This is a genomic window from Novosphingobium kaempferiae, assembly GCF_021227995.1.
Classification (GTDB): Bacteria; Pseudomonadota; Alphaproteobacteria; order Sphingomonadales; family Sphingomonadaceae; genus Novosphingobium; species Novosphingobium kaempferiae.
On record NZ_CP089301.1, the window covers coordinates 197,859 to 214,703 of the forward strand.

Annotated in this window: 11 protein-coding genes; 3 read left to right on the top strand and 8 right to left on the bottom strand. The window is 66.4% G+C overall.

The window, feature by feature from the left end; genetic code table 11:
- Positions 1-36: 36 nt before the first annotated feature.
- From LO787_RS00985 to LO787_RS01000, 4 genes are all read right to left on the bottom strand, one after another.
- The gene (locus tag LO787_RS00985; RefSeq protein WP_232494030.1) at positions 37-423 is read right to left on the bottom strand and encodes a putative quinol monooxygenase; all 387 of its coding nucleotides are present in this window, start codon (positions 421-423) and stop codon (positions 37-39) included.
- Positions 420-2,084, bottom strand: coding sequence for a DNA repair protein RecN (recN, locus tag LO787_RS00990; protein WP_232494031.1), 1,665 nt, complete (start codon positions 2,082-2,084; stop codon positions 420-422). The genes LO787_RS00985 and recN overlap by 4 nt, the downstream gene beginning before the upstream one ends.
- 500 nt (positions 2,085-2,584) lie before the next feature.
- A complete protein-coding gene (locus LO787_RS00995) occupies positions 2,585-5,080 on the bottom strand; it encodes a TonB-dependent receptor (RefSeq protein WP_232494032.1) in 2,496 nt (831 codons plus the stop codon).
- A gap of 1,050 nt (positions 5,081-6,130) precedes the next feature.
- Positions 6,131-6,925 (bottom strand): outer membrane protein assembly factor BamD, encoded by a 795-nt coding sequence (locus LO787_RS01000; protein ID WP_232494033.1) that lies wholly within the window; start codon positions 6,923-6,925, stop codon positions 6,131-6,133.
- A 159-nt stretch (positions 6,926-7,084) separates the two neighbouring features.
- On the opposite strand from LO787_RS01000, the gene LO787_RS01005 reads away from it, so the two are divergent.
- Both LO787_RS01005 and LO787_RS01010 read left to right on the top strand, forming a co-directional pair.
- A complete protein-coding gene (locus LO787_RS01005) occupies positions 7,085-9,166 on the top strand; it encodes a molybdopterin-containing oxidoreductase family protein (protein WP_232494034.1) in 2,082 nt (693 codons plus the stop codon).
- A gap of 188 nt (positions 9,167-9,354) precedes the next feature.
- Entirely contained in the window at positions 9,355-11,133 is a 1,779-nt protein-coding gene (locus tag LO787_RS01010) for a cation:proton antiporter domain-containing protein (protein WP_232494035.1), read from the top strand.
- On the opposite strand, the gene LO787_RS01015 is transcribed toward LO787_RS01010, so the two are convergent.
- On the bottom strand, positions 11,130-11,606 hold the full coding sequence (locus LO787_RS01015; RefSeq protein ID WP_232494036.1) for an Lrp/AsnC family transcriptional regulator: 477 nt from the start codon (positions 11,604-11,606) through the stop codon (positions 11,130-11,132). The two genes, LO787_RS01010 and LO787_RS01015, sit on opposite strands and share 4 nt — an antisense overlap.
- A gap of 74 nt (positions 11,607-11,680) precedes the next feature.
- Here LO787_RS01015 and LO787_RS01020 point away from each other — a divergent pair, with 74 nt between their 5' ends.
- On the top strand, positions 11,681-12,628 hold the full coding sequence (locus LO787_RS01020; protein WP_232494037.1) for a DMT family transporter: 948 nt from the start codon (positions 11,681-11,683) through the stop codon (positions 12,626-12,628).
- On the opposite strand, the gene LO787_RS01025 is transcribed toward LO787_RS01020, so the two are convergent.
- The 3 genes from LO787_RS01025 to alaS are packed head-to-tail and all read right to left on the bottom strand — an operon-like array spanning position 12,625 to position 16,662.
- Positions 12,625-13,512 carry a glutaminase gene (locus LO787_RS01025; protein WP_232496217.1) on the bottom strand — a complete coding sequence of 296 codons (888 nt, stop codon included), beginning with the start codon at positions 13,510-13,512 and terminating at the stop codon, positions 12,625-12,627. The two genes, LO787_RS01020 and LO787_RS01025, sit on opposite strands and share 4 nt — an antisense overlap.
- Before the next feature lie 49 nt (positions 13,513-13,561).
- Positions 13,562-14,017: a hypothetical protein gene (locus LO787_RS01030; RefSeq protein WP_232494038.1), complete on the bottom strand. Its 456-nt coding sequence runs from the start codon at positions 14,015-14,017 to the stop codon at positions 13,562-13,564.
- On the bottom strand, positions 14,014-16,662 hold the full coding sequence (gene alaS / locus LO787_RS01035; protein ID WP_232494039.1) for an alanine--tRNA ligase: 2,649 nt from the start codon (positions 16,660-16,662) through the stop codon (positions 14,014-14,016). The genes LO787_RS01030 and alaS overlap by 4 nt, the downstream gene beginning before the upstream one ends.
- Positions 16,663-16,845: the final 183 nt, after the last annotated feature.

Genomic DNA, 16,845 nt, shown 5'->3' on the forward strand with positions numbered 1-16,845 from the left:
GACCTATGCATCAACTCTGCTGCGGCGGGTAGAGCCTCACCCCATCCCGCCCGCAGGCGTGACTTTCGCATTCACGCCGAACCCGGCGATAATCGGCCGCGCCTTGCGGATCGCTTCACGGACCTGCGGCAGCGAAAGGCTGGCCTTGTGCGCCGCCTCGGTCTCCCAGACCTCGACGATCCACACCGCATCCGCGTCTTCGCGGTCTTTCCAGACGCGGTAGGCGATGTTGCCCGGCATCTTGCCGGAGCCTTCGATCAGATAGCCGACCAATTCGTCACGCTTGCCCGGTGACGCCTTGATCTGCCCAATGAGGCCGAACAGCGAGTCCTCGTCGATCTCTTCCATAAGCGGCCGGTTCCCCGTCAGCAGAAGCGCCATCGCCGCCGCACCGATCACGACGGTGCGGCGATCGGAGATCACGCCCGGACCAGCAGGCGGTCGGCCTGCGCCCGCGCCTCGTCAGTGACTTGCGCGCCGGAGAGCATGCGGGCGATCTCCTCCTTGCGCTCGGCGGCGCTCAGCGGCGTGACCGACGTGCGCGTGACGGTGCCCTGGCTGGACTTGGCGATCATGTAGTGCCGGTCCCCGCGCGCGGCGACCTGCGGCGAGTGGGTGACGGCGAGCAGTTGCCCATTCGATGCAAGGCGCGACAGGCGCTCGCCGATGGCGTCCGCCACCGCGCCGCCGACGCCGCGGTCGATCTCGTCGAAGATCACCGTCGCCGCGCCGCCCTCTTCCGCCAGCGCCACCTTCAGCGCGAGGATGAAGCGCGACAGTTCGCCGCCGCTGGCGATCTTGCCGAGCGGTGCGAAGTCGGAGCCGGGGTTGGTGCTGATGAGGAATTCCACTGCGTCCATGCCGGTCGCGCCCCAGCGTTCCTCGGGAAGACGCATCACGGAGGTCTGGAACCGCGCGGCATCGAGCTTGAGCGGGGCGAGTTCCACCGCAACCGCCGCATCGAGCCGTTTCGCCGCCGCGCGGCGCAGGTCATGGAGCGCCCCGGCCTTCTCGCGATAGGCCAGCGCGGCCTTCTGCGCAGCCTTTTCCAGTTCGACGATATGCTCGTTCCCGCCCTCGATGTCGTCGAGCGCGCCGCGCATCTCGGCCATCTTCTCGGGCAGGTCGTCCACCTGGCAGCCGTGCTTGCGGGCAACCGCACGCAGTTCGAACAGGCGGGTCTCGATCCGGTCGAGTTCGGCGGGGTCGAAAGCCAGCGCATCGGCGGCCTTCTCCAGCTTTTCCTCTGCCTCGCCCGCCTCGATCAGCGCGCGGTCGAGCGCGGAGAGCGCCTCACCCAGAAGTTCGTGCTCCCCGGCAATGCGGTCGAGCCGCCGCGCCGCGCCGCGCAGTTCGGCAAGCGCCGAATCGGAGCCGGTCCACAAGTGCTGGAGGGCCGAAAGGTCGTCCGCCAGCTTCTCACCCTTCTGCATGTCGGCACGGGCGCCCGCGAGTTCGTCCTCCTCGCCCGCGACGGGCGCAAGGCTGGTCAGTTCCTCCAGATGCGCGAGGAGCAGATCCTGATCCTCAGCGGCCCGGGCGACGCGCTGGCGCGCCAGGTCGAGCGCGTCCTGCGCGGCGCGCCAGACTTTCCATGCGGCCTCCACCCCCGCCACCTCGCCCCCGGCGAAACGATCGAGCAGGGCACGGTGCCCGCGCGCATTGACGAGGCCACGATCGTCGTGCTGGCCGTGGATTTCCACGAGCGCGGGCGCGATCTCGCGCAGCAGCGCCACGCCGACGCTCTGGTCATTGAGGAAAGCCTTCGATCCGCCATCGGCCTTGAGCTGGCGCTTCAGGATCAGCGGCTCGCCCGGCTCGATCTCCAGTCCGGCGTCGTCGATCGTCGCGAGCACCGACGCGGGGAGCGCGGATACATCGAAACTGGCGGTGACGCTGGCGCGATCCTCCCCCGCCCGGACCAGTCCGCTGTCCGCACGATTGCCGAGAACGAGCCCCAGCGCGTCGAGCAGGATCGACTTGCCCGCGCCCGTCTCGCCCGTGAGGACGCCGAGGCCACGGGCGAAATCGAGGTCGAGCGCCTCGATCAGGACGATGTTGCGGATGGAGAGCCGGCTAAGCATGTTCGCGAAGCGTTCTAGCGGAAGGAAAAAGCCCCGTCACCCCGCTTCGCGCGGCTTCCGCAGTTTACCGGCAGGTTTTACCAGATCGTGAACGAGCACAGATAATACAGCCCGAACGCAACCCACAACGCGACGAAGATGGCGCCGACAGCCAGGATTTCAGGCCAGATTCGGCACCGCTCCGGCTTGCCGCGTATGTCGGGCCGAATTTTTGGCTTGGGGGGAAAATCGTGATTCATGTCCATGGAACGTGCGACCCGTGACCAGCATTTCGGGGCGGTCTTCCGCTCCGCCCCCTTATTCCGACTAACCTTAAGTGGTAAAGGCTCGCATAAGGATAACCATTCTGGATGTAAAATTACTAAAGGTTCATAGGGCAATCGATTTCAGTCGTTTCTCGGATCAGCCCGTCCAAAAAGTTCCTAGGCAGCAAAAATAAGTCTACCCCGCATCGCGCAAGGCGATGCGGGGTAGATACCTTCGAAGCCGGTGGGCTGACCTCAGAAGTTGGACTTGATCGTGAAGCCCCAGGTTCGCGGATCGCCCGGCAGGCCCGCGATCAGGCCGGTGTTGCCGGGGCCGACCATGAGCTGCTCGAAGTAGTTCTCGTTGAAGGCGTTGCGCACCCAGCCGTAGACGTCGAACCCGCTCTCGGTGCGGAAGCCCGCGCGGAAGTTGTGCAGGCTGTACCCGTCGATCCAGGTGTAGGCCGAGGGCGACGGGTTGGACGAGAAGTTCGAACGCACGCTGCCGTCGTAGCCGAAGTAGGCCTCGCCCTCCTTGCCCAGCAGCGTGACCGGCGTGTTGGCCTCCGCGCCGAACGAGAACGACCACTCCGAGACGCCGGGCAGGCGCTGGCCGGAGATGTCGCAGTTTGCCGGGCTGAGACCGCCGGGGGTGCCGGGTGCGCTCGGCGTCTGGCTGCCGGTGACGGTGGTGCCGCCCGAAAGCTCCGGCGGGCACGGCGCGTCGGTGAACTTGCGGTAAGTCGCGTCGGTATAGGCGCCATTGGCATAGGCGTTGAACCGCTCGCTCGGACGGATCGAGAAGTCCGCCTCCACACCCTGCGAGCGCACCGCGCCCGCGTTGGCGAGGTAGCCGCGCAGTACGCCGAACTGGCCGTTGTTCACGTTGGCCTGGTAGTTCTTGATGTCGGTGCGGAAGATCGAGAGGTTGAGCGTCGCCTTGCGGTCCCAGAACTGGGTCTTGATGCCGGCTTCGTAATGGTGGACCGATTCGGGCTTCACCGTCGCAGTGGCGAGGATCGGGTTGTTCGCGCCATCCACCGGCACGCCGTTCTGGTTGATGCCGCCCGACTTGAACGACTTCGCATACGTTCCGTAGACGAGGATGTCCGGCGCGATCTTGTAGCTGGCGGTGAAGTCGTAGCTGAAGTTCCAGTCGCTGAACTCGGGCGAGATTTCCTGCGGCGTGAAGATCGCCAGCTGCGCCGTCTTGCGGGCGTTGCTGGGGCCGGTGATCAGGACTTCGTTGCCCTGCCCGTCGAACACGCGGCGCTGATAATAGCCTTCCTTCTTGTCGTAGTTCAGGCGCACGCCCGGCTGCAGGGTCAGTTCCGGGGTGACGTGCCAGCTCAGCTGGCCGTACAGCGCGGCGCTGGTGTTCTTGAGATACTGCGTGTTGTAGGCGACGAGGCCGTTGAGCACCGAGGGATCGTTCGACAGGGCGTTCGACGGCGCGATGTTCCAGCGGCTGGACGCGGCGCCGTGCTCCTCGGTGCCCTGCGTATCGATGCGCTGGTAGAAGCCGAAGGCGCCCACGACGAAGTCGATCGCGTCGCTGCTGTAGTTGTAGCGCAGTTCCTGCGTGTACTGGTCCTGCTGCGAGGGGTTTTGCGACTTGCTGACGATCGGCAGGCCGGTGAAGTCACGGTCGTTCGAGGGATCCCAGTCCCAGAAGCGCCATGCGGTGATCGAGGTCAGCGTGCCCTCACCCAGATCCCACTTCACGCGCAGCGAAGCGCCGCCGACCTTGTTCTTGGCGCGCAGTTCGGTGTCGAGGTCGGTCAGGCGATCGAACGCGTTGCGGCTCACCGGAGCGTAGCCCTGCGCTGCCGCGAGCGCCTCGAACTGGCGGTTCAGCGCGCGCTGGGTCAGGCCGGTGCGAACATAGACCGAGCCGCAGCAATTGGCGTCCTGATTGCTGAAATCGCCGGCAAGAGTGATTTCGAGAGTGTCGATCGGCTTCCACAGCAGCTGGCCGCGCAGGCCCAGGTTGTCCTGGCTCTGGATGTGCTCGTTGGAGACGACGTTGTAGATCGTGCCCTTGCGGCTGGTGGACGAGACCGCGATGCGCGCCGCCAGGGTGTCCGACAGCGGCCCGGAGATCGCGGCCTTGGCCTGCTTGAAGTTGTAGTTGCCGATCGACACCTCGGCCTTGCCCTCGAAATCGAAGGTCGGCTGGTTGGTCGTGATGTTGATCGCGCCCGCCGTGGTGTTCTTGCCGTAGAGCGTGCCCTGCGGACCGCGCAGAACCTCGATCTGCGCCACGTCGAGGAAGTCGAACGTCGCCGATGCCACGCGCGAGTTGTAGACGTCGTCGACATAGATGCCGACGCCCTGCTCGATGCCGTCGTTGGTCAGGCCGAACGGCACGCCGAGGCCGCGGATGTTGACGGCGGTGTTGCGCGGGTTCGACGAATAATACTGGAGCGTCGGGGTCAGTTGCTGCAGGCGGCCGACGTTGAAGGAGCCGGTCGAATCGATGTGCTCGCCACCGACGACCGAGATCGCGAGCGGCACTTCCTGGCTCGATTCCTGGCGGCGGCGGGCAGTGACGACGATGTCGCTACCACGGTCATGAGCGCCGGTGCCGACCGAGGTGGGCGAGCCGCCCTCTTCCTCGGCACTCGCGGCATTGGCAGCAGTGGCTGCGACCGGAGCGGCGGCTTCTTCGGCATGCGCCGACGGAAGGCCGACCGTCGCCGAAGCGAGGACCGTGGTGGCCAGTAGAGTTCTGCGGACGAACGAAGTCATTCTTCAAATCCTTTGTCAGGGAATTGAATGCATCCGGTCCGTCCGGTCTGCACCTGCTGCACGGCCCACCCCTCTCAGGACCGGCAGGAATGTTCCTGAGGCCCCGCGCCTGCCGCTCCTTCGCCGGATGCGGCTGGCATGGATCAGGCCCGGAGCTTCATCGGAACGCCGCGCTGGTCAGACCGCGCAAACCCTCATATGAATTTCCTGCAGGCCGTTTCGCCTCTTGTTGAGCATTCCTAATCTCAACCTAATTAGTGGACAATAGAATTTCCGCTATCAGAGGGCAAAGGGAAATTGCAGGTGTGCAACAGCAGGGATCGTCGCGGCGAAGCGGGCTATTCGGCGCCATTCTTGACAATATGAACCGTATAGGTTATACTCCGCGACATCCGGTTCGACGCAGATCACGTCGTATCGGTGTATCGGGTCGGCGTCGTGGGCCGGGATGCGGTATCAAGCCGCGATCGCGCACCACGGTGTCCATCGAAGACCCGGACCGTCCTCTAGGCTCTGGCCCGGCCGTTCCCCCAACCGAGTATCTCGGCCTGGGAGCGGCTCTCCCGGAAGTCCCATGACCGATACCGACGCGAGCCCCAACGTCGGTCATACCGGACAGGTCCGATGGAATACAGGTCGAGCCGGGCTGACTGCACCTACCCGGCCACTCGCAACGCGCTGTGGAAACAAACCCCCGCGTCCCGTCCGGACGCTCACGACGCCGACCCGATGTTCACTCTCGGATCCTCGCGTTTCTTCCCCCGGCGTTAGGCCCGCACTCGCCAGCGGGCGTTTTCGTGTGTTCAGCCAAGACGTTCGTCATTGCGAGCGCAGCGAAGCAATCCACGGTCGGCCCGTGCCGCTGGATTGCTTCGCTGCGCTCGCAATGACGTGTGTCAGTATCGCCATTCCTCCCCGAGCTTGTCTCGGGGAGGGGGACCGCCGCCGCAGGCGGTGGTGGAGGGGGAGAACCTCGCGCCATTCCCCCTCCGTCAGTCGCTGCGCGACTGCCACCTCCCCGAGACAAGCTCGGAGAGGAATTCGGCCAAATCAGGCCGTGACGTTCTGAGGGGCGTGCTTTTCCATCAGCTTGTACGCACGGGCGTACCATTCGCTGCCGGGATAGTTCCGCTCGAGCACGGCGGCAGCCTTCTGCGCCTCATCCGGGATGCCCAGCGAGAGATAGCCTTCGACCAGACGGTACAGTGCCTCGGGCGTGTGGCTGGTGGTCTGGAAGTTGTCGACCACGTTGCGGAAGCGCAGCGTTGCCGCCAGCCACTTGCCGCCGCGCTCGTAGGAGCGGCCGATGGTCATTTCCTTGCCCGCGAGGTGATCGTTGACGAGGTCGATCTTGAGCTGCGCATCGCGGGCGTAAGTCGTGCCCGGATAGCGGCGCATGACGTCGGTCAGCGCCTGCTTGGCCTGCTGCGTCGTCTTCTGGTCGCGCGTCACATCACTGATCTGCTCGTAGTAGCAGATGGAGATCAGGTAATAGGCGTAAGGCGCGTCCTTGTTGCCCGGGTGGATCGACAGGAAGCGCTGCGCCGACTGGATCGCCTTGTTGTAGTCACGCGCGGCATAATAGCTGAACGCGCTCATCAGCTGCGCGCGGCGGGCCCAGGGCGAATAGGGGTGCTGGCGCTCGACCTCGTCGAACAGCGCGGCGGCCTGCTTGGTGCGGCCGGTGTTCAGGCGCTCCTGCGCGGCGGCATAAAGCGTGTCCACGTCGCGCGCGACGTAGGCGGTGTCGCGGTTCTTCGCGCGGCCCCCGCAACCGGCAGTGAGAACGATCGCTCCGGTGGCGGCGGCGAGGATGGCGGTCTTGAGCGACGAACGTGCGAACATGGACGGGTCTATAACCAGCGCTTGGCTGAACGCCAAGTGAAGTTGCGCGTCTTGTGGCAGGGCAATTGTCGCAGCATGTCACGCCGTCCCCACACGGTAATTGTGGCCTGCCCCGCCGACGCGCACTCTGCCGGCAAGAGAGGCCCTGAGGAGAATGGGATGGCGACGGCCCCCACCCTTGATCGCGGCGCGGCGCAGGAAAGCGAGACGCGGCGCAGCTATTGCAAGATCTGCACGACCCAGTGCGGCACCGTGATCGAGACACGGGGCGACCGGGTGGTCAAGGTGCGCGGCGATACCGCCCACCCGCTGACCAGAGGCTACACCTGCCCCAAGGGTCGCGCCGCGGGAGAGAATCATCATCACCCCGACGCCATCGTCGAGCCCTACATCCGCCGCGATGGCCAGCGCATCGCTGCGGGCTGGGACGCGGTGCTGGACGACGCCGCCGCCCGCATCCGCAAGGTCGTGGACGAGCACGGCCCCGGCGCGGTCGGCATGTTCTTCGGGTCGGGCCTCGGCATGGATTCGTCGGGCTATCGCATGGCGGAGAAGTTCCACGCCGCGCTCGGCCACGGCCCCAAGTTCTCGCCGCTGACCATCGACGGGACCGCCAAGGTGCTCGTCTCCAGCCTCGTCGGCGGGTTTCCGGGGCTCAACCCCAAGACCGACTACGACAACGCCGACATGCTGCTCTACGTCGGCAGCAACCCGATGGTCAGCCACGGCCACAACACCGGCATGTACCAGCCCGCCGAGAAGATCCGCGCCGTCGCCGCGCGCGGGCAGGTCTGGACGATCGATCCGTTGTTCACCGAGACCGCCCGCTTCTCCACCCGCCATATCGCCCCGCTGCCGGGACGCGACTACGCGATCCTCGCCTGGCTCGTGCGCGAGGTGATCGACGCCGCGATGCACCGCCCGGTGCAGGCCGTGCGCGGACTGGAACCCCTGCGCGTCGCGCTCGATCCCTTCACCCGCGCCCACGCCGCGCGCATCGCCGACGTGGCGGAGGACGACCTCGCCGACCTGCTGCGCGCCGTCCTCGCCGCCGACATGCTGGTGGTGGAGACCGGCACCGGCGTCACCATGGCGGACAGCGCCAACCTCACCCACTGGCTGAGCTGGGTGCTGATGATCCTGACCGGTGCGATGAACCGGAAGGGCGGCGCGTGGTTTCATCCCGGCTTCCTCACCTGCTTCGATTCGTTCGAGTTGCCGATCCTCGACAATCCGTTCACCCCCGGCGCGCCGACGATGCCGCATGTCTCGGGCCTCATCGGCGACTGGCCATGCGCCGCGCTGCCGGGAGAGATCGAGGCGGGCAACATCCGCGCCGTCGTGAACTTCGGCGGCAGCCTGCTGCGCTCCTTCCCCGACGCCAACCGCCTCGCCCCGGCGCTGGCGAAGCTGGATGCGCTCGTCACCTTCGAGGTCGTGGAGAACGAAACGACCGCGCTTTCCTCGCACGTCCTGCCGACGCGCGACCAGTTGGAACGGCCCGAGGTCTCGCTGTGGGATACACTCGGTTTCAAGGTGGCGATGCAGTATTCCCCCGCCGTAGTCCCGCCGATGGGCGAGCGCCGCGCCGGGTGGTGGGTGGTCGCCGAACTGATGCGCCGCCTGAACCTCGACGTGCCCGCGCATGTCCCTGCCGACGACCGCGAGCCGGGCGCCGACGAAGCGATGCTCGCCGCCCACTTCGGCCCCGGCGCGCGCTGCACTTTCGAGGAGGTCGCCGCCAGCGGCTACGTCGAAAAGCCGCTGGAGTTCCCCGCGCCCTGGGTCGATGCCCATATCGAGCGCTTCGGCGGGTGGAACCTCGCGCCCGAGCCGCTGCTGGCGTTCCTTGGGCATATCCACGCCGCCGATCTCGCCCGGCTGGAGAGCCCCGGCAGCCTCGTCTTCGTATCCCGCCGTCAGCGCCGCAAGCTCAACGCCTCGCTCGACTTCCTCGGCGCACCGGTGGATCTGATCCTCCACCCCCGCGATGCCGAAAGGCTGGGCGTGACCCATGGCGCGGCGGTCGAGGTCAGAACCGGGCGGGGCACGATCACCCTCATCGCCAACGTCAGCGAAACGATCCGCCCCGGCGTCGCCTCGATCCCGCACGGCCACGGCAGCGCCAACGTCAACCTGCTGACCGATGCGGGCGTCGTGGACCCGATGACGGGCATGGTGCGCTACACCGGCATTCCGATAACGGTGCGCGCGGCGGGGGCTTCGACAAGCTCAGCCTGAGCGGTTCTGAGAGAATACCTTTAAATCCCGCTCAGGCTGAGCTTGTCGAAGCCCCACGCGTTTCGCACTGACAGGTGGGCTGTTCACGGCCACCTGTCTCGGATCAAGTCCGGGCCAGCGAGTCCATAAGTGCATTTCATGCAAACAAGGCGGTTCCCTCCACCGCCCCCCTGCCCTACGTTATTCCTATGGCAGGCAGCAGCGATCTTTATTCCCCCATGATGTCCGACGCCCTGGTGATCCTGGGCGCCGCGGGCATCGTCATTCCGGTGTTCAACCGTTTCCGCATCACCCCGGTCATCGGGTTCATCCTCGTCGGCCTGCTGGTCGGCCCGTTCGGCATGGGCCGCCACGTCTTCGACATGCCCTGGCTGCACTACGTGACGATCACCGACCCGGACGGGCTGGAGATCTTCGCGGAATTCGGCATCATCCTGCTGCTGTTCTCGATCGGGCTGGAACTGTCCTTCGCGCGCCTGTGGGAGATGCGGCGGATGGTCTTCGGGCTCGGCTCGCTGGAACTGATCGTCATCGCCGCCTCGCTGACGTTCATCCTTGCCGCCATCGGGCAGAGCTTCTCGGGCGCGATGGCGCTGGGCCTAGCCCTTGCGCTGTCCTCGACCGCACTGGTGCTCAAGATCACCGAGACGACGACGCCGGTCGGCAAGGCGGCGCTGGCGATGCTGCTGTTCGAGGATATCGCCCTCGTCCCCATCATCTTCCTGCTCGGCGCGCTGGGGCCGCATGCGGGAAGCGGCGTCGACAACCTGCTCAACACGCTGCTGTGGGGCACCGTGGTCGTCGGCGGGCTGCTGATCTTCGGGCGCTACCTGCTGCCGCCGCTGTTCGCACAGGCCGCCCGCACCAAGAGCCCCGAACTGTTCCTCGCCGCCAGCCTGCTGGTGGTGATCGTCGCCTCGCTGGCGACCGCCGCCGCGGGCCTGTCCCCCATCGTCGGCGCGCTGGTCGCGGGGCTGCTGATCGCCGAGACCGAGTACCATTCGGAGGTCGAGCAGATCACCGAGCCGTTCAAGGGCCTTGCGCTCGGCGTCTTCCTCATCACCATCGGCATGAGCATCGACCTTGCCGTGGTGTGGGAAAACCTCGGCTCGATCCTGATCGCGACGGTGGCGGTGATCGTGCTCAAGGCGGTCGTCACCGGCGTCATGCTGCGCATCATGGGCGCCCGGCGCGGCACCGCGACGGAGGCGGGCATCCTCATGTCCAGTCCGTCGGAGACCACGCTGATCGTGCTCACCGCCGCCGGGACCGCGCAGCTGATCCAGCCGGGCACCGCCCAGTTCTGGCAGATCGTCACCGCGCTCGGCCTGACGGTGACGCCGTTGCTCGCGATGGCGGGCAAGGTCATGGCCAAGCGCGTCGACGGCGTGGAGACACCCCACCGCCCCGCCGACGACGGCACCCGTCCACGCACGCTGATCGTCGGCTTCGGGCGCGTCGGCCACCTCGTCGCCGACATGCTGACCCGGCACGGACGACCCTACCTCGCCATCGACAGCGACGCCGATCTCGTCGCCCATGGCCGCCGCCTCGGCTATTCGGTGGCGTTCGGCAACGCGGGCCGGGGCGATGCGCTGCTGCGCCTCGGAGCGAGCGAATCGGCAGCGGTAATCCTCACCATGGACGAGCCCGTCACCGCCCAGCGCATCGTGCGCAAGCTGCGCCTCCAGTTCCCCGACCTGCCGATCCTCGCCCGCGCCCGCGATGCGGATCACGCCGCCCAACTCTACCGCGCCGGGGCGAGCTATGCAGTGCCCGAAACGCTGGAAAGCTCGCTGCAACTGTCCGAGGCCGCGCTCGTCGAAACCGGCGTCGCGATGGGCCCGATCATCGCCTCGGTCCACGAAAAGCGCGACGAATTCCGCGAGATGATCATGGAGCGCGGCGGGCTGGCGGAAAAGCCGTCGCTGAAAACGGCGCAGTTACGCGAGGCCGGACAAGGCTAGGGCACCACCACCCCGGCCCCGCTCTTCACCCGGTCGAGCGCCACCAGCGTGCGGAAACTCGCCACCCATTCGTGGTCGGAGAACAGCCGCCGCGTCAGCACCTCGTAGGCGCGCATGTCCGTGGTCACGACGACGAGCACGAAGCTGGTGCCGCCGGTCGTATAATAGCACTGCTGTACTTCCGCAGTCTCGCGGAACAGCGCCTTGGCACGGTCGATGCTGGCGGTGCGCTCATCCCGCAGGAACACCTCGACCACGGCGGTGACGGTAAGGCCCAGCGCGTCGGGATCGACCACCGCGACATTGCGCGCGATCACCCCCGCCTGCTCCATCGCCGCGATCCGCCGCTGCACCGCCGCCGCCGAAAGGTTCACCCTCTCCCCGATCACCCGCTGCGGCGTCTTGTTGTCGCGCTGGAGAATCCGCAGGATTTCACGGTCGAAAGCGTCGAGGGAGGCAGGCTTGCGGGGCATCGCCAAGCTTTTGTTGCGTTTCACGCCCGAATCAAGAGCGCACAACCCGCAAGGGCGGTGATATTCGCTTCCTCATGGACACCGCCCTCACCCGGACACCGCGAACCGATGCCACCCTTGCCGGAGTGCTCTGCGGCATGGGCGCGGGGGCGCTGTGGGGATTGGTATTCCTCGCGCCCGAACTCACGCGCGCGTTCAGTCCGCTCCAACTGACCATCGGGCGCTACCTCTGCTACGGCGCCATGGCCGCCGTGTTGATCGCACCGCGATGGCGGACCGTCTTCGCCGCACTGACCCGGCGCGAGTGGCTGAGCCTCGGATGGCTCGCGATGGCGGGCAACACGCTCTACTTCGTCTTCCTCGCCGCCGCCGTGCAGTCGGGCAGCGTGGCGATGACATCGCTGGTGATCGGCTTCCTGCCCGTCGCCGTCACCATCGTCGGCAGCCGCGACCATGACGCCGTACCGCTGCGTCGTCTTGCGCCGTCGCTAATGCTCTGTACCGCAGGCGCGGTGTGCATCGGCTGGCAGGCGCTCGCTGCACCGGCCTCGGGATCGAGCATCGCGCAACTGACCGGGCTCGGCTGCGCCATCGGCGCCCTGATATCATGGACCGCCTTCGCCATAGGCAACGCGCGCTGCCTCGCACGGACTTCGGTGTCGGAGCATGAATGGAACCTCCTGCTCGGCCTCGTCACCGGAGCGCAGGCGCTGTTACTGGTGCCCGTCTCACTGCTGCTCGACGACTGGACCCGAACGGCAACGGAGTGGCTGACTTTCGGCAGCGTCTGCCTCGCCGTCGCGCTGCTCGCCTCGATCCTCGGCAACGCCTTGTGGAACCGGATGAGCCGCCTGCTGCCACTCACCCTCGTCGGGCAGATGATCCTGTTCGAAACGCTTTTCGCGCTGCTTTACGGCTTCCTGTGGGAACAGCGCTGGCCGACGGTGATGGAACTGGCCGCCTTCGGACTGGTGGTGGCGAGCGTCGTCACCTGCCTGTCAGCCCATCGGCGGAAACGCTAACCGCGCGGCTCGAACACCGACCAGCCGGTACGCTGGACAAGCCGCTCCAGCGCCATCTGCCCAAGGTGCGAGTTGCCCGCCTCATTCAGCCCTGGCGACCACACCGCGATACTAGCGATCCCCGGCGCTACGGCGAGAATGCCGCCACCGACGCCCGACTTGCCTGGCAGACCGATGCGATAGGCGAAATCGCCCGAATTGTCGTAGTGCCCGCAGGACATCATCACCGCGTTGATACGCCGCGCCCGCTTGCCCGTGACCACGCGATGCCCGTCGACCCGGCCGTCCCCCATCAGGAACCGCCCGGCCATGGCAAGCTGCCGACAGCTCATCGCCAGCGCACAGAAATGGAAATAGGTGCCCAGCACGAGGTCCACCTCGCCATGGATATTGCCGAAAGCGCGCATGTAGTTGGCGAGCGCGATGTTGCGAAAACCTGTCTCCTGCTCGGCGCGGGCCACGATCTCGTCGATGGAAATGGTGTCATCGCCCGCCAGTTCGCGCACGAAGCGCAGCATCTGCCCGATCGCCTCGCGCGGCTGGAGGCGGCCAAGCAGCACGTCACAAACGACGATAGCACCCGCGTTGATGAACGGATTGCGCGGAATGCCGTGCTCGGTCTCAAGTTGGACGATGGAATTGAACGCGGACCCCGAAGGCTCGCGCCCCACCCGGTTCCACAGCTGGTCCCCGACCGCGCCGAGCGCCAACGTCAGCGCGAAGACCTTGGAGATCGACTGGATGGAGAACGCCTCCTCCGCATCCCCCGCCGCATGGACCGAACCATCCGCCATGACGACGGCAAGGCCGAACTTGGCGACGGGCACCGAAGCCAGCGGCGGGATGTAGCTCGCCACCGTGCCGCGATGCTCGGCACCGCGCATTTCCTCGGCGATTTCGGCGACGATCTGGGAAACGGGATGCGTGGCCACGCTACTTCTCGCTGTGGACCACCGAGAGACCGAACGGTCGCCCGATCCGGCGCAACAGCGGGTCTTCCTCCCACAGCGGCGCGTTCGGATCGGCTTGCGCGGTGAGGTGTGCGCGAAAGCCCTTGCGCTCGGGCCGCAGCGTCACGCGCAGGGCCTCTTCGGTCACGCCCTCACCGCCTTCGTAGCGTTCGACGAAGCCGAAGGCGAAACCCTCGGCGATGCGCTCCAGCGGGACGGTGTAGGATTCGTTGCACCAGCCCTCGCAGATCACCGCCTCGACCATCGGCTTTCCGGCATCGGCGAAGAAGCGCAGTTCCATGCCGCCAAGATCGCCGGTTTCCTCGGACATCCGCACCGAACTGTAGATGCCCTTGGGCCAGGGCGCTTCCTTGCCGATGGCCGGACTGCCGATGAGCAACCCGAACGCGGCAAGGAAAGGCGCCCCCGTGCGGATCACCCCGCCAGCGCCGCCTTGACCGCCGCGATGGCGTCCGCCGCCTTCGCTCCGTCCGGGCCACCGCCCTGCGCCATGTCGGCGCGGCCGCCGCCGCCTTTGCCGCCGAGCGCCTCGACGCCCTTGCGGACGAGTTCGACGGCGCTGACCGTGCCGGTGAGATCTTCCGTGACGGCAGCGGCGATGCTCGCCTTGCCCTCGTTCACCGCAACGATCGCCGCAACACCCGAACCGAGGCGCTGCTTGGCCTGATCGAGCAGCCCACGCAGTTCCTTGGGGTCGAGCCCGTCGAGCACCTGCCCGGAGAACTTGATGCCGTTGACTTCCTCGTCGGCAGCCTCGGCCTTCGCACCGCCGCCACCGAGGGCGAGCGCCTTCCTGGCTTCCGCGAGTTCACGCTCCAGCTTGCGACGCTCGTCTAGCAGCGCGGCGACGCGGGCCTCCACGTCCTCCGGCGTAGTGCGCAGCAGGCTGGCGGCATTCTTGAGCGCATCCTCGCGGCCGACGAGCCACTGGCGTGCACCCTCGCCGGTCATCGCCTCGATGCGGCGCACGCCCGAAGAGACCGCGCTTTCGGACACAATGCGGAACACGCCGATGTCGCCCGTCGCGCGAACGTGCGTACCGCCGCAAAGCTCGACCGAATACGTGCGATCACCCGAGTGGCGCCCCATCGAGAGCACGCGCACTTCGTCGCCATACTTCTCGCCGAACAGCGCCATGGCGCCCGCCGCGATGGCGTCGTCCGGCGTCATCAGGCGGGTGAGCACGGCCTCGTTGCCGCGGATTTCGGCGTTCACTTCGGCTTCGATCGCGCCGATATCCTCTTCGGACAGCGCCTTGGGATGCGAGAAGTCGAAGCGCAGGCGATCCGCCGCAACGAGCGAGCCCTTTTGCGTGACATGATCGCCCAGCCGGTTGCGGAGCGCAGCGTGGAGCAGGTGCGTCGCCGAATGGTTGGCGCGAACCGCATCGCGGCGCGCGACATCGACGGTCATGGCGACAGCATCGCCGACCTTGATCGTGCCAGCTTCCACCGTACCGCTCATTGCGTGGAGGCGGCCGAGCGGCTTGCCGGTGTCCGTAATGGTGATCTTGAGGCCATTCGCACCGGCAATGGTGCCGCGATCACCTTCCTGGCCACCCGATTCGCCGTAGAACGGGGTCTGGTTGGTAAGCACGACGACCGCCTCGCCCGCCGTGGCAGACTCGACTTCCTTGCCGTCCTTCACCAGCGCCACGACCTGACCTTCGCCAGTGGTAGAGGTGTAGCCGGTGAACTCGCTGGCGCCTTCGCGCTCGGCGATGTCGAACCACACTTCGCTGTCGGCAGCCTGACCCGAGCCCTTCCACGCAGCACGCGCGGCGGCCTTCTGCTGCGCCATGGCCGCGTCGAAGCCCGCCTTGTCGACGGCGATACCGCGGGAGCGCAGGGCGTCTTCGGTAAGGTCGTAGGGGAAGCCATACGTATCGTAGAGCTTGAACGCGGTCTCTCCGGGCAGTTCGCCGCCCTCGCCCATTCCGGCGGTCGCCTCGTCGAGCAGCTTGATGCCGTTCGACAGGGTGCGGCGGAACTGGATTTCTTCGCGCTCCAGCGTTTCCTCGATCAGCGGCTGCGCCCGGCCGAGTTCGGGATAGGCCTGGCCCATCTCAGCGACCAGCGCGGGCACCAGACGGTGCATCAGCGGATCCTTCGCGCCCAACAGATGCGCATGGCGCATCGCACGGCGCATGATACGGCGCAGGACATAGCCGCGGCCTTCGTTGGAGGGCAACACGCCATCGGCCAGCAGGAAGCTGGTCGAGCGCAGGTGGTCCGCGATCACGCGATGGCTGGCGCGCTGCTCACCCTCGGCAACGACGCCGGTCAGGTTTTCGGACGCGGCGATCAGCGCCTTGAAGGTGTCGATGTCGTAGTTGTCGTGCACACCTTGCATGACGGCGGAGATACGCTCCAGACCCATGCCAGTGTCGATCGAGGGCTTGGGCAGGTTGCCGACGATCTCGCCCGCCGCCTGCTCGAACTGCATGAACACGAGGTTCCAGATCTCGATGAAGCGATCGCCGTCCTCTTCCGGCGATCCCGGAGGACCACCCCAGATGTGGTCGCCGTGGTCGAAGAAGATTTCCGAGCATGGACCGCAAGGGCCTTCGTCGCCCATCGCCCAGAAGTTGTCCTTGGTGGGGATGCGGATGATCTTCTGGTCGGGCAGACCCGCGACCTTCTTCCACAGGTCGAACGCTTCGTCGTCCGTGTGATAGACGGTGACGAGCAGCTTCTCGACCGGCAGGCCCCACTCCTTCGTCAGCAGCGTCCACGCATGGGTGATCGCCTGCTCCTTGAAGTAATCGCCGAAGGAGAAATTGCCGAGCATCTCGAAGAACGTGTGATGGCGCGCGGTGTAGCCGACATTGTCGAGGTCGTTGTGCTTGCCCCCCGCACGGACGCACTTCTGCGACGAAGTCGCGCGCGGAGTGGAACGCGTTTCAAGGCCGGTGAACACGTTCTTGAACGGCACCATGCCGGCGTTCACGAACATCAGCGTCGGATCGTTATAGGGAACGAGCGGCGCGGACTGAACGGCCTCGTGACCATTGCTGGCGAAATAGTCGAGGAAGGACCGGCGGATTTCGTTGGTCGTGTGCATGATCCGCGCCGATAAGGCACACGAAGCGCGGCGGCAAGCGGGAGTATGCTGTCAGACTGGTGGGAAATTGCGACGATGCGTCGGTTTTGGTTTTGTCGTGGCAGGCGGGTTACGCGGGACCGCCTGTCCTACCTTTTACGATGGCTGAGCGAGCCTGACCGTATTGACCAAGCCCTCCCTTAA